Origin of the sequence: Streptomyces sp. YIM 121038 (genome assembly GCF_006088715.1) — a bacterium.
GTDB lineage: Bacteria > Actinomycetota > Actinomycetes > Streptomycetales > Streptomycetaceae > Streptomyces.
This window is the reverse complement of record NZ_CP030771.1, coordinates 1708346-1728375: the sequence shown is the minus strand read 5'-3', so window position 1 is coordinate 1728375 and position 20030 is coordinate 1708346. Positions and strand designations below refer to the sequence as shown.

Sequence of the window (20030 nt, the reverse complement as noted above, 5' to 3'; positions counted from 1 at the left end):
GGGGGACAACCACCATGCAGCAGCACGCTCGACAACACCTCAACGGGGCCCGGACGGAGGCCACGGGAACACCGGACGGCGCCACCCGCCATCTGATCTCCGTGTGCGACCTCAGCGACGACGACCTGCGCGCCCTGGTCGCCCGCGGCGCGGAGTTCGCGGCGGGCGTCCGCGAGGAGACCCTCGCCGGGGCGATCGTCGGGATCTACTTCCGGCGCACCTCCACGCGCACCCGCACCGCCTTCACCACCGGCGCCCTGCGTCTCGGCGCCAGGACGGTGACCTTCGGGCCGGGCGACCTCCAGCTCAACACGGGGGAGACCAGCGAGGACACCGGGCGCGTCCTCGCGGGCATGCTCGACCTGCTCGTGGCCCGCACGTCGGACGCCACCGAGGAGCTGCGGACCTGGGCCGCGGCCGGGCCGATGTCCGTCGTGAACGCGATGAGCGCCGAGGAGCACCCCACGCAGGCGCTGACCGACCTGACCACGCTGCACCGCCACTTCGGGCACGTCGACGGACTGCGCGTGCTGTACGTCGGCGAGGGCAACAACAGCGCGGCCGCCCTCGCGCTCGCCCTGAGCCGGTTCCCCGACACCACCCTCGACCTGCGGACGCCGCCCGGCTACGGCCTGCCCGCGGACGTCATCGCCACCGCGGTCGCGCAGGCCGACATGCACGGCGCGACCGTGCGCGAGCGGCACGACATGGCGGACCTGCCCGAGGGCGTGGACGCGATCTACACCACGCGCTGGCAGACCACGGGGACGACGAAGCCGACCGCCGACTGGCGCGAGGTCTTCGCCCCCTTCCAGGTCACCCGCGACCTGTGGCGGTCGAGCCCCGACGCGGTCTTCCTGCACGACCTGCCCGCGCACCGCGGTGAGGAGGTCACGGCCGACGTCCTGGACGGGCCCGCCAGCATCGCCTTCACCCAGGCGACCCACAAGCTGCACAGCGCGATGGCCGTCCTGGAGTGGTGCCGGGCCGGGGCGCGATGAGGAAGGCAGCCGACGGCGGCACGAAACCGCGTCGCCGGCACGCCCTCCCGGGCCTGAACTCCTACCGCGACTTCCGGCTCCTGTGGACCGGCTCGGCCCTGTCGGTGATGGCGGAGCGCTGCTCCGGCATGGCCTTCACGCTGCTGATCCTGTGGCACACCGGGTCCAAGAGCGCGGCGGGCCTCGTCGGCTTCGCCGCGCTCCTGCCCGCGCTGCTCGTCCAGCTGCCCGCCGGGGTCCTGGTGGACCGCTGGAACCGGCGCGGCGTGATGCTCGTGTGCGTGGTGGGGCGGATGGTGGCGGTCGCGACCGTCGCCGTCGCCCTGGCGGGCGACCGCCTCTACGTGTGGCACATCGCCGCCGTCGCCTTCGTGCAGGGCGCGCTGACCGTCTTCTACCAGCTGGCCGAGCGGGCCACCGTGCGCGGCGTGGTGCCCGCCCGGCAGCTGTCGGCGGCCATGGCCACGAACGAGGCGCGCTCCCGCGCGGTCAACTTCGTCGGACACCCGGCGAGCGGCATGCTGTTCGGCATCTCCGCGTGGATGCCGTTCATGTCCAGCGTCGGGATGTACCTGCTGTCCCTGATCACCCTGGTGCGGCTGCGGGCCAAGGACGACACGAAGGCCAAGGGGGGCAAGGGGAAGGGCGGCAAGGGCGGGAAGAAGCGGCCCATGACCGCGGAGATCCGCGCCGGGCTCGACTGGGTATGGAAACGCGCCTATTTCCGCACCGCGCTGCTCATCATGGCGGGCAGCAACCTGATCTTCCAGGCCCTGATCCTCAGCGTGGCGGTGGTGGTGCGGGACTCCGGCAGACCCGCGGGCACCGTCGGCCTGATCATGGCCGCGGGCAGCGTCGGAGGCCTCCTCGGCGCCATCACCGGCGGCGCGCTCAGCAAGCGCCTGCCGATGCGCCACACCATGATCGTGTCCCATGTGGCCTGGGCACTCGTCCTGCCCGGAACGGTGGTTTTCCACCATCCGGCGGCACTTGGGTCTCTCTTTTTCATAACATCGCATATAGGAGCCGCTGTTACCGTCGCAGGCATGTCCCACCAGGTGCGCATCACCCCGAACAACATGCAGGGGCGGGTCGGCAGCGTCGTCATGCTGCTCGTCTCCGGCGCGAGTTCACTGGGCGCGCTCGGCACCGGCTTCCTCCTGGACGCGTACGGCACCCGTCAGGTCCTGATCGGCGCATCCGTGGTGATGGCGGTCCTCGCCGCCGTCGCGACCCTCGTGTTCACGCGCCGAGGTGCGGCACTGGAGGACGAGAACAACATGGCGCCGCCCCCCGAGAGGGAGAGCGAGCCAGTGGTCGTCTCCCCACGTACGACCCTGACCTTACGGAGAATCGATGGATGAGGCAGTGCGGCTGGAGTCGCTGACCAAGACATACAGCTCGGGAGCCAACCCCGTGACCGCGCTGCGCGAGGTCACGATGGCCTTCCCCCGGGGCAGCTTCACGGCGATCATGGGCCCCTCCGGCTCCGGCAAGTCCACACTGCTGCAGTGCGCCGCGGGCCTGGACCGGCCCACGTCGGGCCGGGTGAGCGTCGACGGCACCGATCTGAGCACCCTGAACGAGACCCAGCTGACCGAGCTGCGCCGGGAGCGGACGGGCTTCATCTTCCAGTCCTTCAACCTGCTGCCCTCGCTCACGGCCGCCCAGAACGTGTCCCTTCCGCTGCGCCTCGCCGGGCGCAAGCCGAAGCGCGAGGCGATAGCCCGGTCGCTGGCCCTCGTGGGCCTCGGCGACAAGGCGGGCAGCCGCCCCAGCCAGCTGTCCGGCGGCCAGCAGCAGCGCGTCGCCATCGCCCGGGCCCTGGTCAGCCGACCCGCCGTGCTCTTCGCCGACGAGCCCACGGGCGCCCTCGACCTGCACACGGGACGGGAGCTCCTCGACACCCTGCGCAAGCTCGCGGGCCCGCCCACCGGCGACGGCTACGCGGCCACCGAGCTCGCCGACCGGCCCACCACCATCGTGATGGTCACGCACGACCCGAACGTCGCCGCGTACGCCGACCGCGTCGTCTTCCTCGCCGACGGCAACCTCGCCGGCGGCCTGGAGCGGCCCACGGCGGAGGCGGTCGCGGCCCGGATGACCAGCCTGGCGGTGTCGTAAGTGCTCTTCATCGCCTACCAGACCCTGCGGTCACGCTGGGTGTCGTTCCTCGGCACCCTCGTGGCGCTCGTCCTCGGCGTCGCCCAAGTGGCCGCCATGGGCGCCCTGCTGATGACCGTGCTCGACCTGCCCGACCGCCCCGTCGAACGCTTCGCGAAGGCCACGGCCGTCGTCAAGCCCGACGACGGGGACTGGAACGCCTCCCAGCACGACCTCGGCGTCCGCTCCCTGCCCGAGTCCGAGGGCGTCAAGCCCGCGCTGCGGCAGAAGGTCGCCGACACCGGCGGGGTCGTCGTCGACCGCGCCTTCTACGCCCAGCTCGACGGCGGCCCCAAGGACCAGGTGGGCCACCCCTGGCCGGTCGCGCGCTTCGGCGGCTACCGCCTCACCGACGGGCGCGCCCCCACCGGCAAGGACCAGGTCGTCGTCCCCTCCGACCAGGCCCGCACCGGCGAGCAGGTCACCGTGATGACCGCCGCGGGAGTCTCCCGCTACACCGTCTCCGGCACCGTCTCGCCCGTCGACTGGGAGGACGCCGTCTTCTTCAGCGACGCCGAGGCGGCCCGGATCTCGCCGCGGATCGAGGCCCTCGTCCCGCTCGGCCCGCTCGCCGCGGTCCGTTCGGCCGTCGGCGACGACGCCGAGGTGCTCACCGGGCAGGACCGGCACAAGGCCGACGCCAGTGAGGACCGCGACCGCGAGACGCTCGACAACACCGTCACCCTGGTGCCGGTCATGGCGAGCGTCGCGGGCACCACCGCGGTGTTCGTCGTCGCCTCCACGTTCGCCTTCGCCGTCGTCCAGCGCCGCCGCGAAGTCGCCCTGCTGCGGGCCGTCGGCGCCACCCCCAAGCAGGTGCGGCGCATGGTGCGCGGCGAGGCCCTGCTCGTCGGCACGCTGGCGTCCGCGGCGGGCGCGGCGCTCGGCCTGTACGGCGCGCAGCTCCTCGCCGACGTGCTCATCGCCATGGACATCGCCCCGGACTGGTTCGAGGTGAAGCCGTCCCTGCACTGGACGATCGTCACCCCGCTCGCCGGAGCGTTCCTGGTCGGCGTCACGGTGGCGTGGTGCGGAGCCGTCGCCGCCGCCCGCAGGGCGGGCACGGTCCGCCCCGTCGAGGCGCTGCGCGAAGCCGCCGTGGACGACACCGGCATGACGCCCGCGCGCCGGCTGCTCGGCGCGGCCGGCGTCGCCGCCGGAGTGGGCCTCGCCGGGTGGATCGCCTTCGGCAAGCCGCAGAGCGTCCTGTCGCCCAACACCTACGTCACCGAGCTGCTCGTGCCCGTCCTCGCGGCGGCCGTCCTCGCCCCGCTCGCGGTCGGACCGCTCACCCGGTTCTTCATGTGGCCCTTCCGCAACTCCGCCGGGCCCACGGCCATGCTCGTGCGCGAGAGCGCGCTCACCGCCCGCCGCCGCACGGCCGCCACCGCCGCGCCGATCCTGCTCACCGTCGGCCTCGCCCTGTCGCTGCTCGCGGCCACCGACTCGCTCGGCGCCGCCCGCGACCACGGCCTGCGCAACTCGGTCACCTCCGAGTACGCGCTCGCGCCCGACGACACGCCGGGCATCAGCCCCGACGTCATCGACAAGGTCAAGCGGATCGACGGCGTACGGATCACCGCGCCGCTCCTGACGACCGTGTACACCCGCGACGAGGACCGCTTCGACGTGAACGACGGCCTGGTCGTCGACACGGCCGCGCTGAAGCACACCATGGACCTCGACGTCACCGAAGGGTCACTGGACGAGCTGGACGACACCAGCATGGCCGTCGCCGACCTGTGGGGCTGGGACGTGGGCACCCGCGTGAAGATCTTCCTGGGCGACGGCGAACAGGCCACGCTGAAGGTCGCCGCCGTCTACAAGGCGCTGCGCGGCTCGGACGTCGCCTATCTGCCCGAGCGGTTCGCCGCGTCCGCCGCGTACTCGCGCGACGGCCTGGCACGGCGCGCCTACATCTCCCTGAAGCCGGGCACCGACCGGGCCGCCGCCACCGCGGCCATCGAGAAGGCCGTGCGGGGCAACGGCGCGAAGTTCATGACGCGCGACGAACTCGTCGCCACCGAGAGCGCGTACGCGCGCCACCTCATCGAGGTGCGGCAGCGCTCCACCGCGCTGATCGTCGTCCTGTTCTGCTTCATCGCCATCCTCAACACCCTGCTCATGGCCACCGCCGACCGGCGCCGCGACCTCGCCGTGCTCCGCCTCGCCGGGGCCACGCCGAAACAGGTCGTGCGGTTCTTCGTCGCCGAGTCACTGCTCGTCACCGCGATCGGCGTGGCCCTCGCGGTCATCGCCTCCGCGGTCAACCTCATCGGCCTGTGGGGCGCCCTCCACGAGCTGTTCGGCGCGGCGCCCATCGTGGTGCCGTGGGCCGTCGTCGGCACGGTCACCGCCGTCTCGGCGGTCCTCGCCGTCGTCGGCACCGTGCTGCCCGTCGGCGCCGCCCTGCGCTCGCGCATCGTCCAGCTGGTGGGCGCCCGCGAATAGGCGGTTCGCGCCCGCCCCGAAGATCACGCGGCCCGGTCCCCATCGCCCCGGCGGGACCGGGCCGCGTGCTGTCCGCGCGCGCCCGAGCGGCGCGCTCGCCGTGTTGTCTGCGTAGAGGCCGCATATAGGTGCCCGCCGGAAGCTGAGGACGTAACGATCCCCGGGGCTTGCCCCGGCTTTCCCCCGGGCACGCCCCGGCTTTCGAAGGGACGCCGACATGGCCGACGACCTCAACGACGACCGCCTCTACCGCGTCGTCCGCAACGACGAGGAGCAGTACTCGATCTGGGCCGCCGACCGCGAGCCGCCCGCCGGCTGGCACGCCGAGGGCACCGAGGGCACCCGCCAGGAGTGCCTGGACCGGATCGACACCGTCTGGACCGACATGCGCCCGGCGAGCCTGCGCCGCCGCATGGAGCAGGCGGGCACCTGACATCCGCGCCCCGGCCGGGGCGCCACACCCAGCAGGTTCGCGGCAACGCACGGACGCATCACGTGAAAGGTCGGGAGGAGCGCTCAGCATGAGCACTGGCGGAAATCGGACGGGCCAAGGGGCCGGTGCGGCCCAGGACAAGCGCGAGGAGCTGGTGCGCGCCAGGCTCGCCGGAGCCCGCGGCGGACGGCGCGCCGCGGTGGCCCGTGCCGACCGCGAGGGCCCCCTCGCCCTCTCCCACGGTCAGCAGCAGATGTGGTTCCTCAGCCGCCTCGACCCGGACAGCTGGGAGTACAGCGTCCCGGTGGCGCTGCGCCTGCGCGGTCCCCTGGACCCGGACGTGCTGTGCCGCGGCCTGACGGCGGTCGTGGCCCGGCACGAGATCCTGCGCACCCGCTACCGCCTGGACGGCACCGAGCCCGTCCAGGTCATCGACGAGCCGGGCCTGTTCGACCTGCCCACCGACGACGTCAGCGCGTTCGGCGACCCCGCCGAGCGCGAGCGGCGCGCCCTCGCGCTCGCCGAGGCCGAGCCCGGCAGGCCCTTCGACCTGGAGCGCGGCGGCCCGGTGCGGGCCCGCCTCGTCCGCGTCGCCGCCGAGGACCACATCCTCGTCGTCGTCTTCCACCACGTGGCGTGCGACGAGTGGTCCGTCGGCCAGTTCCTCGGCGAACTCTCCGCCCTGTACGAGGCGTTCGCCGCCGGGCAGCCGTCGCCGCTCGCTCCGCTGCCGGTGCAGTACGCCGACTACGCCGCCTGGCAGCGCTCCCGGCTCGCCGACGGCGCGCTCGACCGGCACCTCGCGTACTGGCGCACCCAGCTGGAGGGGCTCACGGCCCTGGAGGTGCCCACCGACCGGCCGCGCCCCGCGACCCGCTCCTGGGACGGCGACGCGGTGCCCGTCGCGCTCTCGCCGGAGCTGACCGCCCGCCTGCGCGACCTCGGCACCGGCCGTGGCGCCACGCTCTTCCACACCCTGCTCGCGGGCTACCAGGCGCTGCTCTCCCGCTACACCGGCCGCACCGACGTCCCCGTCGGCACCGTCGTGTCCGGGCGCGGCAGACCCGAGCTGGAGCAGCTCATCGGCTACGGCATCAACACCCTGGTGCTGCGCGGCCGGTGGAGCGGCGACCCGGCCTTCACCGACCTCGTCGAGCAGGCCCGCGCCACCACCCTGGACGCCTTCGACCACCAGGAAGTGCCCTTCGCCCGGCTCGTCGACGACCTCCAGCCGGAGCGCGACCTGTCCCGCACCCCGCTGTGCCAGGTCGCCTTCACCCTGCACCAGGAGCGCACCGGCTCCTTCCGGCTGCCCGGCGTCGCAGCCGAGCCGCTGCGCGCCACCAGCCGCGTCTCCCGCTTCGACCTCACCCTCCAGCTCGGCGAGCGCCCCGACGGCGGCGTGCGCGGCACCCTGGAGTTCAGCACCGCCCTGTACGACAGGGCCACGGCCGAACGCCTGGCCCGCCACTACGTGCGCCTCCTCGAAGCCGCCGCCGAAGCCCCCGGCCTGCCGCTGTCCCGCCTGGAGCTGCTCGACACCGCCGACCTGGCCGTGCTCGTGCCGCCCGCCGAGACGCTCCCGGCGCCCGCCGCCTGCGCCCACGAGGTCTTCGAGGAGCGGGCCGCGGCGGCCCCGGACGCCGTCGCCCTGGTGTGCGGCGCGCAGCGCCTGACGTACGGGGAACTCAACGCCCGCGCCAACCGCATCGCCCACCACCTGCGCCGGCTGGGCGCCGGAGTCGACGACCTGGTGGGCATCAGCCTCGACCGCGGCGTCGACCTGCTGCCCGCCCTCATCGGCGTGCTCAAGTCCGGCGCCGGCTATCTGCCGCTCGACCCGGAGCACCCCGCCGACCGCATCGCGTACACCCTCAAGGACGCGGGCGCCGAGATCGTCCTGACCTCGCGGGCGCGCGCCGAGCATCTGCGCGGCGCGCACACGGGACGGCTCGTCGTCCTCGACGGCGACGAGAACGACGAGGACACAGCCGCCCTCGCGGCCGCGCCCGACACGAACCCGGACTCCGGCGTCACCCCCGACGACCTGATCTACACCATCTACACCTCCGGCTCCACCGGCCGCCCCAAGGGCGTGGGCCTGACGCACGCCAACGTCCTGCGCCTGTTCACGAGCACCGAGCGGTACTACGGCTTCGACGACCGCGACACCTGGACGCTCTTCCACTCGTACGCCTTCGACATGTCGGTGTGGGAGATGTGGGGCGCCCTGCTGTACGGCGGGCGGCTCGTCGTCGTGGACGCGGAGACCGCGCGCTCCCCGGAGGACTTCCTCGCCCTGCTCGCCGAGCAGCGCGTCACCGTCCTGAACCAGACGCCGTCCGCGTTCCGCAGCCTGGTCTCCCTGGCCGGTGACGGGCATCCGCTGATCGACGAACTCGCCCTGCGCGTCGTCACGTTCGGCGGCGAGCGCCTCGACGTGCCCGGCCTCGCCCCCTGGACGGCCCGGCGCGACCTGGACCGCACCCAGCTCATCAACATGTACGGCATCACCGAGACCACCGTGCACACCACCTACCACCGCGTCACCGAGGCCGACATCGCCTCCGACGCGGGCAACCCGGTGGGCGTGCCGCTGCCCGACCTCAGGGTGCAGCTCCGCGACGCGCAGGGCGAGCTCGTGCCCGTCGGCGTGCCCGGCGAGATCCACGTCGGCGGCCCCGGCGTCGCCCGCATGTACCTCGGCCGCCCGCGCCTGACCGCCGAGCGCTTCGTGCCCGACCCGTACGGGCCGCCCGGCTCCCGTCTCTACCGCAGCGGCGACCTCGCCCGCTACCGCCCCGACGGCACCCTCGACTACCTCGGCCGCATCGACCACCAGGTCAAGATCCGCGGCCACCGCATCGAACTCGGCGAGATCAAGGCCCTCCTCGCCGGGCACCCCCGGGTGCGGGACGCCGTCGTCGTGGTCCGTGAGGACACGCCGGGCGACCGGCGCCTGGTCGCCTACACCGTGCCCACCAGCGACGCCGTCGCCGCGCCCAGCGAGCTGCGCGCCCTCCTGGCCCGGGCGCTGCCCGCGTACATGGTGCCCAGCGCGTTCCTCGTCATCGCGAAGATCCCGCTGACCGTCAACGGCAAGCTCGACCAGGCCGCGCTGCCCGCACCCGACCGCGGGGCCCTCGCCGTGGAGCGCGCGCACGTCGCGCCCCGCACCGCGGCCGAGGAGGAGATGACGGGCGTCTGGCGCGACGTGCTCGGCGTCGACCAGGTCGGCGTGGAGGACAACTTCTTCGACCTCGGCGGCGACTCCCTGCGCGCCGTGGCCCTCGTCGGGGCCCTGCGCGAAGCCGCGTACGACGTGACGGTCCGCGACGTCTTCGCGCACCGCACCCCCGCCGAACTCGTCGAGTTCCTCACCGGCCGCCCGGCGCCCGCAGCGCCCGAGCCCGGCGTCGAGCCCTTCGCGCTCCTGTCCGCCGAGGACCGGGCGAAGCTGCCGTCCGGCGTCGTGGACGCCTACCCGCTGGCGCAGGTCCAGCTCGGCATGGTCGTCGAGATGCTCGCCGACGACGGCCGCAACCACTACCACAACTCGACCTGCTTCCGGATCCTCGACGACCGGCCCCTCGACCCGGGCGCCCTCGACCGGGCCGTGCGGACCGTCCTCGGCCGCCACGAGATCCTGCGCACCTCCTTCGCCCTGGAGGGCTACTCCGTCCCCCTCCAGCTCGTCCACGCCCCCGGCGAGGTCCACTCCCCGGTCGCCGTCCGCGACGTACGGGCGCTCGACACCGAGGAACTCGACCTCGACCTGCGGCAGTTCATGGCCGCCGAGCGGACCGAGCTCTTCGACCTCACCGCGGCGCCGCTGGTCCGCTTCACCGGCCACACCCGCGACGACGGCAGCTGGTGGCTCACCCTCACCGAGTGCCACGCGGTCCTGGAGGGCTGGAGCCACCACTCGCTCCTGATGGAGCTAGTCGCCACCTACCGCGCGCTGCGCGACGGCGTCCCGCCCGCCGAGCCGGAACCGGCCGCCGTGCGCTACGCCGACTTCGTCGCGGCCGAGCTGACGGCCCTCGCCTCCGAGGAGGACCGCGACTACTGGCGGCGGATCATCGACGGCCACGCCAAGTTCGACCCGCCCGCGGGCTGGGGCGACGACCCCGCCACCACCCCGCGCGGACTGCACCGGGCCTGGGTGCCCTACCACGACGTGGAGCAGGGCCTGCGCGCCCTCGCCGCCACGGCGAAGGTGCCGATCAAGAGCGTCCTGCACGCGGCGCACCTGAAGGTGATGAGCCAGCTCACGCCCGAGGCGACCCTGCGCACGGGCCTGGTGACCAACGCCCGCCCCGAGGCCGTCGGCGCCGACCGCGTCCACGGCGTCTACCTCAACCCCCTCCCGTTCCCCTTCCGCCGCGGCGCCCGCACCTGGCGCGACCTCGTCCAGCAGGTCTTCGACCAGGAGATCGAGCTGTGGCCGCACCGCCGCTACCCGCTCGGCGCCATGCAGCGCGACAGCGGGGCCGCCGGGCGCCTGGTCGACGTCCGCTTCAGCTACCAGAACTTCCGCCAGGTCGACCAGGACGTCATCGACTACCCGGCCACCATCGACGACAGCCCCACCGAGTTCCCGCTCGGCGTGTCCACCCGGGCCGGATTCATGGTCATCACCGCCCAGAACCACGTGATGTCCCGCGCCGGCGTCGACCGCCTCGCGGCCATGTACCGCGCGGTCCTGGAAGCGATGGCCGCCGACGCGGACGGCGACGCCCTCCACGACTACCTGCCCGGCGGCGAGCGCGAGCGCGTGCTGCGTGCGTGGGGCGGTGCGGAGTCGGCCGCGGTGGTGTCGGGGGTGTCGGTGCCGGAGTTGGTGGCGCGGCAGGTGGCTCGTGTTCCGGATGCTGTGGCTGTTGAGTGTGGTGAGCGGCGGCTGTCGTACGCGGAGTTGGATGTGGCGGCGAATCGTCTGGCTCATCGTCTGCGTGCGGATGGTGTGGGTGTGGGTTCGTCGGTGGCGGTGCTGCTTGATCGTTCGGTTGAGCTGATGGTGGCGTTGTTGGGTGTGTGGCGTGCGGGTGCGGGTTATGTGCCGATGGATCCGGTACTTCCCTCCGAGCGGATCGCGGCGATGGTGGCGGACGGTGGCGTTTCGGCCGCGGTGACGTCGGCGGAGTATGCGGATCGTTTCGTTGATGTGCCGGTGGTGCTGACGGCTGAGGATCTGTCGGCGTATCCGGCGCGGGCGCCTGAGGTCGTGGTCGATCTGGATGCTGTGGCGTACACGGTGTTCACGTCGGGTTCGACGGGTCGGCCCAAGGGTGTGGAGGTTACGCATCGGGGTTTGGCGAATCATGTGGAGTGGGCGGAGCGGGAGCTGGCGGCTGCTGGTTCGGGTGGTGCGCCGGTGTTCTCGTCGGTGGCGTTCGATCTGGTGGTGCCGAATGTGTGGGCGCCGTTGGTGGCGGGGCAGCGGGTGTGGCTGTTTGGTGGTGAGTTGACGGAGCTGGGTGATGCGTTGGTGGCGGCTGGTCCGTTCGCGTTCATCAAGCTGACGCCTGGTCATCTCGAAGTGCTGGATGGTCAGTTGGGTGATGCTGAGATCCAGTCGCTCGTTTCTCGTGTGGTGGTGGCCGGTGAGGCGCTGCCGGGTCAGCTGGTCGAGCGGTGGCGGCAGTTGCTCGGTGATGGTCAGGTCATCAACGAGTACGGTCCGACCGAGGCGACCGTGGGGACCTGCGTGTTCCCGCTGGAGGAGGAGTTCACCGGAGTCGTGCCCATCGGACGGCCCCTCCCCAACATGGTGATGCGCGTGCTCGACGGCGGGATGCGACCGGTCCCCGTCGGTGTGACCGGAGAGCTGTTCGTCGGTGGCATGGGCGTCGCACGCGGATATGCCGGGCGTCCTGGGCTGACCGCTGAGCGGTTCGTTCCGGATCCGTTCGGGGGGCCGGGTGAGCGTCTGTATCGGACCGGTGACCTGGCCCGGTGGCGGGCCGATGGTGCGGTGGACTTCCTGGGCCGCATCGACGACCAGGTGAAGATCCGGGGCTACCGCATCGAGCTGGGCGAGATCCGTGCCGCGCTGGTCGCGCAGGCCTCGGTGTCCGATGCCGCCGTCCTCGTCTCCGACGACCAGCGACTCATCGGCTATGTGGTCGGGGACAGCGAGGGGCTCGCCGAGTCCCTCGGCGAGGTCCTGCCGGAGTACATGGTGCCGTCGGTGTTCGTGGAGCTGGAGACCATCCCGCTCACGGCCAACGGCAAGGCCGACCGCAGGGCCCTGCCCGACCCCGGCGCGACCGACACGGACGCCCATGTCGCCCCGCGTACGGAGACCGAGGCGCGGATCGCCGAGGTGTGGGGGCAGGTCCTGGGCCTGGAGAAGGTCGGTGTGGAGGAGAGCTTCTTCGACCTCGGCGGGCATTCCATCAAGGCCATCGCCCTGGTCGGAGCGCTGCGGGCGCAGGGCTTCGAAGCGGGTGTGGGCGATGTGTTCCGGCACCGGACGGTGGCGGGTCTCGCCGCCGCGCTCGGCACCGGCAGCGCCCCCGAACCGGAAGGCATCAAGCCGTTCGCGCTGCTCGACCCGGACGACCGGGATCGGCTGCCCGACGGACTCGTCGACGCGTTCCCGCTGGCACAGGTCCAGCTCGGCATGCTGGTGGAGATGCTGGCCGACGACGGCCGCAACAGGTACCACAACACCACCACCTTCCGGATCAAGGACGGCCGCCCCTTCGACCGCGCCGCGCTCGCCTCGGCGGGCCGCGCCGTCGTCGAACGCCACGAGATGCTGCGCGCCTCCTTCGACCTGGAGGGCTACTCGACACCGCTGCAACTGATCCACGCGGCCGCCGAACTGCCGGTCACCGTCCACGATCTGCGCGACCGGAACGCGGACGAGCAGGAGACCTTCCGCCGTGAGCACATCGTCAGCGAGCGCGCCCTGCCGTTCGCCCTCGACCGCGCGCCGCTCCTGCGGATCTCCGCGCTCGTCGAGTCCGACGAGGCCTGGTGGCTGTCGGTCAGCGTCTGCCACCCGATCACCGAGGGCTGGAGCCACCGCTCGCTGCTGAGCGAGATCGTCGAGGGCTATCTGACACTGCGCGCCGACGGGGAGCTTCCCCGGGCGGACACCCCCGACGTGCGGTACGCCGACTTCGTGGCCGCCGAGATCGCCTCCCTCGCCTCCGAGGAGGACCGCGCCTACTGGCGTGACGTCATCGACGGCCACGGCACGTTCGAGCTGCCGTCCGCCCTGGGCGACCCGCAGGCCGCCGGACGCGACGCGCACACGCTGCGCGTCCCGCTCGACGACCTGGCGCCGACGCTGCGCGCCCGCGCCAGCGAGACCGGCACCTCGCTCAAGGCCGTGCTGCACGCCGCGCACCTGAAGGTGATGAGCCAGCTCACGCCGGAGGACGCCTTCAGCACCGGCCTGGTGTGCAGCGGCCGCCCCGAAGCGGTGGGCGCCGAACGGGTCTACGGCATGTACCTCAACACCGTGCCGTTCGCCCACCGCCGCGGCGCCCGCACCTGGCGCGAGCTCATCGGCCAGGTCTTCGAGCAGGAGGGTGCCCTCTGGCCGCACCGGCGCTTCCCGATGCCGGTGATGCAGCGCGAACTGGGCGACGGCTCCCGCCTGCTGCACGTCCGCTTCAGCTACCTCGACCTGAGCGACGCCCAGACGGACAGCGACATCGTCGACGCCGACTCCGGCATGGGCGAGGGAGCCACCGAGTTCGGCCTCGCCGTGGCGGCCCGCGCCAGCGGCCTGCTCCTCACGGTCGACCCGAGCGCCGTCACCCGGGCGAACCTCACGCGCCTCGCCGCCATGTACCGCGCGGCCCTCGAAGCGATCGCCGCGGACGCCGACGGCGACGCCGAGACGACCCTCCTCCCGGACGGCGAGCGCGAGCGCGTGCTGCGTGCGTGGGGTGGTTCGGAGTCGGCCGCGGTGGTGTCGGGGGTGTCGGTGCCGGAGTTGGTGGCGCGGCAGGTGGCTCGTGTTCCGGATGCTGTGGCCGTCGAGTGTGGTGAACAGCGGCTGTCGTACGCGGAGTTGGATGCGGCGGCGAATCGTCTGGCTCATCGTCTGCGTGTCGACGGGGTCGGTGTGGGTTCGTCGGTGGCGGTGCTCCTTGACCGGTCCGTCGAGCTGATGGTGGCGTTGTTGGGTGTGTGGCGTGCGGGTGCGGGTTATGTGCCGATGGATCCGGTACTTCCCTCCGAGCGGATCGCGGCGATGGTGGCGGACGGCGGCGTTACGGCTGCCGTGACGTCGGCCGCGTATGTCGACAGGTTCACTGGCGTACCGACGGTGCTGACGGCTGAGGACCTGTCGGCGTATCCGGCGCGGGCGCCTGAGGTCGTGGTCGATCTGGATGCTGTGGCGTACACGGTGTTCACGTCGGGTTCGACGGGTCGGCCCAAGGGTGTGGAGGTTACGCACCGGGGTTTGGCGAATCATGTGGAGTGGGCGGAGCGGGAGCTGGCGGCTGCTGGTTCGGGTGGTGCGCCGGTGTTCTCGTCGGTGGCGTTCGATCTGGTGGTGCCGAATGTGTGGGCGCCGTTGGTGGCGGGGCAGCGGGTGTGGCTGTTTGGTGGTGAGTTGACGGAGCTGGGTGATGCGTTGGTGGCGGCGGGTCCGTTCGCGTTCATCAAGCTGACGCCTGGTCATCTCGAAGTGCTGGATGGTCAGTTGGGTGATGCTGAGATTCAGTCGCTCGTTTCTCGTGTGGTGGTGGCCGGTGAGGCGCTGCCGGGTCAGCTGGTGGAGCGGTGGCGGCAGTTGCTCGGTGATGGTCAGGTCATCAACGAGTACGGTCCGACCGAGGCGACCGTGGGGACGTGCGTGTTCCCGCTGGAGGAGGAGTTCACCGGAGTCGTGCCCATCGGACGGCCGCTCCCCAACATGGTCATGAGGGTGCTCGACGCACAGCACCAGCCCGTACCCGTAGGGGTCGTGGGGGAGCTGTACGTCGGAGGCGCGGGTGTCGCGCGCGGTTACGCCGGGCGTCCTGGGCTGACTGCTGAGCGGTTCGTTCCGGATCCGTTCGGGGGGCCGGGTGAGCGTCTGTATCGGACCGGTGACCTGGTCCGGTGGCGGGCCGATGGTGCGGTGGACTTCCTGGGCCGCATCGACGACCAGGTGAAGATCCGGGGCTACCGCATCGAGCTGGGCGAGATCCGTGCCGCGCTGGTCGCCCAGGCCTCGGTGTCCGATGCCGCCGTCCTCGTCTCCGACGACCAGCGACTCATCGGCTATGTGGTCGGGGACAGCGAGGGGCTCGCCGAGTCCCTCGGTGAGGTCCTGCCGGAGTACATGGTGCCGTCGGTGTTCGTGGAGCTGGAGACCATCCCGCTCACGGCCAACGGGAAGGTCGACCGGCGGGCCCTGCCCGAGGCGACGGCGGCGGTGGCCGACACCTATGTCGCCCCGCGCTCCGACGCCGAGGCGCGGATCGCCGAGGTGTGGGGGCAGGTCCTGGGCCTGGAGAAGGTCGGTGTGGAGGAGAGCTTCTTCGACCTCGGCGGGCACTCGATCAAGGCGATCGCCTTGGTGGGCGCGTTGCGGGCGCAGGGCTTCGAAGCGGGCGTGGGCGATGTGTTCCGGCACCGGACGGTGGCGGGTCTCGCCGCCGCGCTCGGAACCGGCGGCAGCGCCCCCGAACCGGAAGGCATCAAGCCGTTCGCACTCGTACCGCAGAGCGTGCGCGAGGCCCTGCCCGCAGGCGTCGCCGACGCCTACCCGCTCTCCCAGGTCCAGCTCGGCATGCTCCTGGAAATGCTCTCCGACGACGGCCTGAACAAGTACCACAACACGTCCACGTTCCGGATCAAGGACGGCAGGCCGTTCGACGCCGACGCGCTCACCCGGGCCGCACGGACGGTCCTCGCGCGGCACGAGATGCTGCGGACGTCCTTCGCGCTGGAAACGTACGAAATGCCCCTGCAACTCGTGCACCAGGAGGCCGACACCACGGTCGCCGTGCACGATCTGCGCGGGACGACGCCCGAGGAGTTCGAGGAAGGGCGGCGCGCACACATCGCGCGGGAACGCGCCGAGCTGTTCGACGTCTCGCGCCCGCCGCTCCTGCGGATCTCCGCGCTCGTCGAGTCCGACGAGGCGTGGCACCTCGGCTTCACGCACTGCCACGCCATCACGGAGGGCTGGAGCCAGCAGTCGCTCCTGATGGAGGTGCTGAACGCGTACCGCGCGTTCGCCGAGGGCGCCGAACCGGAGCCGGAGGAACCGATGCCGGTGCGGTACGCGGACTTCGTCGCCGCCGAACTCGCGGCGCTGGACTCCACGCAGGACCGGGACTACTGGCGGCTCGTCGTCGACGGCCACGCGCCGTGCGCGCTGCCGCCCGAGTGGGGCGACGGCGTGACCGCCGAACGGGAGGACTTCAAGCTGTCGGTGGAGTTCCGTGACATCGAGCCCGCGCTGCGCGCGCTCGCCACGGAGACCGGCACGTCCTTCAAGGCCGTCCTGCTGGCCGCGCACCTGAAGGTGCTCGGCTCGGTCACCAACGAGGACGCCTTCCACACCGGCGTCCTGTACAGCGCGCGCCCCGAAGTCCCGGGCGCCGAGCGGGTGTACGGCATGTTCCTGAACACGCTGCCGTTCGCCCACGACCGCACCGCCGACACCTGGCGCGACCTCGTGCGGCAGGTGTTCGACCGCGAGGCCGAGGTGTACCGCCACCGGCGGTATCCGCTGCCGGCCGTGCAGCGCCTCGCGGGCGGCGGGCGGCTGTTCGACATCATGTTCCGCTACCAGGACTTCCACCAGGTCGACACCGGCTCCGTGGACGTCCGGGCAGGCGCGGGCGACAGCTCCAACGAGTTCACGATGTCGATCGCCAACGTCCCCGGCAGGCTCGTGCTGCGCGCCGTGAGCACCGGCCTCAACCGCGCCAACGCGGAACGCCTCGCCGGGATGTACCGGACCGTCCTCGAGGCCATGGCGGCCGACGCGGACGGCGACGCCCGCGCGGCGGTCCTCACGGACACCGAACGCGCGCGGCTTCTCCAGGACTGGAACGACACCGACATGGAGTGGGAATGAGCAGGCGCGTGCACGACGTGTTCGAGGCGACGGCCGCGGCCTCCCCGGACGCGATCGCCGTACGGGCGGGATCGACCGTCCTGACCTACCGTGAACTGGACACCCGCGCCAACCGCGTCGCGCACGAGCTGCGCGCCGCGGGCGTCGGCCCGGAGTCCGTGGTGGGCGTGCTCCTGGAGCGCGGCCCCTGGCTGCTCCCGGTGCTGCTCGGCATCTGGAAGGCGGGCGGCTCCCAGCTGGCCCTCGACGCGGCCCTGCCCACCGAGCGCCTGGCCTACATGCTGGACACGGCGGGCGCCCGGCTCGTCGTCACCCAGCGCACCCTGGCCGGGCTGCTCGGCGACGCGTACGGCGGCGAACTCCTCGACCTGGACCGCGACCAGGGGCGGATCAGCGAGCGGCCCGGCACCGCGCCGGGCCCCGCCCCCGCCGCCCCGGCGGGCCCGCCGCCGCCCGACGGCCTCGCCTACACGCTGTTCACCTCCGGCTCGACCGGGCGGCCCAAGGGCGTGCAGATCGCCCACGGCTCGCTGCTCAACCTGCTCTTCTCGATGCGGGCGCGGTTCGACGCGGCACCGGACCACGTGTGGCTCGCGGCGACGTCGGTGTCCTTCGACATCTCGTACGCCGAGCTGTACCTGCCGCTGATCACCGGCGGCTCCGTGGTGCTCGTGGACGACAGCGGCCTGGGCGACGCGCTCGCCCAGCTCGACCTGATCGACACCCACGGCGTCACCCACCTCCAGGCCACCCCCGCGGGCTGGAAACTGCTGCTCGCCGCCGGATTCGCGGACCGCCCCCTCACGGCGGTGACCACGGGCGAGGCGTGCCCGCCGTCACTGGGCCGCGAACTGCGCGGCCACGTGGACCGCCTCGCCAACCTGTACGGGCCGACCGAGACGACCGTCTGGTCCACCGGCTGGGAAGTGCCCGCGGACCCGCCGGACATGCCGGTCGGACGGCCGATCCACAACACCCGCGCGTACGTGCTCGACGCCGCGCTCCAGCCCGTGCCGGTCGGCGTCATCGGCGAGCTGTACCTGGCGGGCGCGGGCGTGGCCCGCGGCTATGTGGGCCGCCCCGGTCTGACCGCGGGCCGCTTCCTGCCGGAGGAGCTCGGCGGGCCGCCGGGATCGCGGATGTACCGCACCGGCGACTGGGTGCGCTTCCGTGCCGACGGTGAACTGGAGTACCTGGGCCGCGCCGACCACCAGGTGAAGATCCGCGGCTACCGCGTCGAACTCGGCGAGATCGAGGAGCAGCTGGTCACCCACCCCGGCGTCGGCTCGGCCGTCGTCGTCGCCCGCGAGGACGGCCAGGGCGAACCCTGGCTGGTCGCGTACGTCGTGCCGTCCGGCGGCCGCGCCGGGACCACCGGGCCCGGCGGCCCCGAAGCCGCCGAGGCCGGGCAGGACGAGCTGCGCCGCCACCTCGCCGCGCGGCTTCCCGGGTACATGGTGCCCACGGGCTTCGTACTGCTCGACCGGCTGCCCCTCAACGCCGCGGGCAAGGTCGACCGCGCCGCCCTGCCCGCGCCCCAGCGCACGGCGCTCGTCGCCGACCGCGCCTACCAGGCGCCCCGGACCCCGACCGAGCGGCTGCTCGCCGACGTGTGCGCCGAGGTGCTCGGCGTCCCCGGCGTCGGCGCGCACGACCGGCTCGCCGACCTCGGGGTCGACTCCATGCGCATCGTGCACGTCCTCGCCGCCGGGCGGCGAGCGGGCCTCACCGTGACCCTGCGGATGCTCCTGGACAGCGTGACCATCGCCGACCTCGGGGCCGCGATCGACGGAACCCCCGCTACCTACGGAGCAGAAGACGATGACGGCCACCCCCAGGAAACCCACGGCGCCCGCGCGGCGGAGGACGGCGCGGGCACCGCGGCGGACGACGGCCCCGGCGGCCGGTCACGGGCCGGTGCGCCGGTGACCGGCGGCACGCCCGCGCCCGACGTGGAAGCCGTGATGGCGGCGCACGGCATCCCCGGCGCGGCCGTCGCCGTCCTGCGGGACGGGGAGGTCACGGCCCTGCACGTGCACGGCGTACGGTCCATGGACACCGGCGCGCCCGTCACGCTGCGCACCCGCTTCCAGGCCGGGTCGATCAGCAAGCACGTCATCGCGTTCGCCGCGCTGCGCCTCGTCGCCGACGGGCCGCTCACCCTGGACGAACCGCTCGACGCGTATCTGACCGGGCGGACCGTGCCGCGGCTGCCCGGCGGCGGCCGGGTCACCCTGCGGCACTGCTTGTCGAACACCGCGGGCCTGTCCTCGGCCCCGGCCACCTGGTGGCACCCCGACGAGGCCATGCCCACGCTGTCCGACGTCCTCGACGACGTCGAGGCGGAGGCCGAGCCGGGATCGGTGTTCCGCAAGGCGGGCAGCCAATGGGCTTTTGTTGAGCAGGTGTTGACCGACGTGACGGGCCAGGAGCTCGGCAAGCTCGTCGACGAGCTGGTGTTCCGGGAGCTCGGCATGCGGGACAGCTCCTTCGCCACGGGCACCGCCGCCGACCTCGCCGCGGGACACGACCGGCACGGAGAGGCGCTGCACGGCGGCCACCGCTGCCGCCCCGCGCGGGCCGGCACCGGGCTGTGGAGCACGCCCGCCGACCTCGCCCAGTTCGCCGGCGCGCTGCGCAGGACCCGCAACGGCCTCGGCGACCTGCTGCCGGGACCGCTCGCCGACGCGATGCTCACGGAAGCCTTCCCGGGGAGCTTCTACGGCCTCGGTACGGTCATCGACGGCTCCCTGGGAGACGTGGAGTTCGGCCACGGCGGACAGACGCCCGGCTATCGGGCACTGACCTCCCTGCGGCTGCGGTCCGGCGCCGGATGCGTCGTGATGACAAACTCCGACCTGGGCAAAGAGGTACACAAAGCCGTCGCGGCCGGCCTCGGCCGGGACATCACCGCACGGCTCGCGGGCGACTGAAC

General features: G+C 72.8%; 7 protein-coding genes. All 7 read left to right on the top strand.

Annotated elements, in window-relative coordinates; genetic code table 11:
• The first annotated feature begins 14 nt into the window (after positions 1-14).
• The 7 genes from C9F11_RS06685 to C9F11_RS06655 all read left to right on the top strand — a co-directional run bounded on the left by C9F11_RS06685 (position 15) and on the right by C9F11_RS06655 (position 20028).
• Entirely contained in the window at positions 15-1001 is a 987-nt protein-coding gene (locus C9F11_RS06685; RefSeq protein WP_138958377.1) for an ornithine carbamoyltransferase, read from the top strand.
• On the top strand, positions 998-2365 hold the full coding sequence (locus C9F11_RS06680; RefSeq protein ID WP_138958376.1) for an MFS transporter: 1368 nt from the start codon (positions 998-1000) through the stop codon (positions 2363-2365). The genes C9F11_RS06685 and C9F11_RS06680 overlap by 4 nt, the downstream gene beginning before the upstream one ends.
• Positions 2358-3125 (top strand): ABC transporter ATP-binding protein, encoded by a 768-nt coding sequence (locus tag C9F11_RS06675; protein WP_138958375.1) that lies wholly within the window; start codon positions 2358-2360, stop codon positions 3123-3125. The genes C9F11_RS06680 and C9F11_RS06675 overlap by 8 nt, the downstream gene beginning before the upstream one ends.
• Positions 3126-5615 carry an ABC transporter permease gene (locus tag C9F11_RS06670; protein WP_171075655.1) on the top strand — a complete coding sequence of 830 codons (2490 nt, stop codon included), beginning with the start codon at positions 3126-3128 and terminating at the stop codon, positions 5613-5615.
• Between the two features lie 217 nt (positions 5616-5832).
• Positions 5833-6048: an MbtH family NRPS accessory protein gene (locus tag C9F11_RS06665; RefSeq protein WP_138958374.1), complete on the top strand. Its 216-nt coding sequence runs from the start codon at positions 5833-5835 to the stop codon at positions 6046-6048.
• A gap of 88 nt (positions 6049-6136) precedes the next feature.
• Complete coding sequence (locus C9F11_RS06660) at positions 6137-17095, top strand: non-ribosomal peptide synthetase (RefSeq protein WP_138958373.1); 10959 nt, start codon at positions 6137-6139, stop codon at positions 17093-17095.
• Entirely contained in the window at positions 17092-20028 is a 2937-nt protein-coding gene (locus C9F11_RS06655) for an amino acid adenylation domain-containing protein (protein WP_138958372.1), read from the top strand. Before C9F11_RS06660 ends, C9F11_RS06655 begins: the two co-directional genes overlap by 4 nt.
• Positions 20029-20030 lie beyond the last annotated feature (2 nt).

Bases quoted from the DNA above. Each gene is read 5' to 3' on its own strand.
- C9F11_RS06685 (WP_138958377.1), top strand. From the start codon at position 15: ATGCAGCAGCACGCTCGACAACACCTCAACGGGGCCCGGACGGAGGCC.
- C9F11_RS06680 (WP_138958376.1), top strand. From the start codon at position 998: ATGAGGAAGGCAGCCGACGGCGGCACGAAACCGCGTCGCCGGCACGCC.
- C9F11_RS06675 (WP_138958375.1), top strand. From the start codon at position 2,358: ATGGATGAGGCAGTGCGGCTGGAGTCGCTGACCAAGACATACAGCTCG.
- C9F11_RS06665 (WP_138958374.1), top strand. From the start codon at position 5,833: ATGGCCGACGACCTCAACGACGACCGCCTCTACCGCGTCGTCCGCAAC.
- C9F11_RS06660 (WP_138958373.1), top strand. From the start codon at position 6,137: ATGAGCACTGGCGGAAATCGGACGGGCCAAGGGGCCGGTGCGGCCCAG.
- C9F11_RS06655 (WP_138958372.1), top strand. From the start codon at position 17,092: ATGAGCAGGCGCGTGCACGACGTGTTCGAGGCGACGGCCGCGGCCTCC.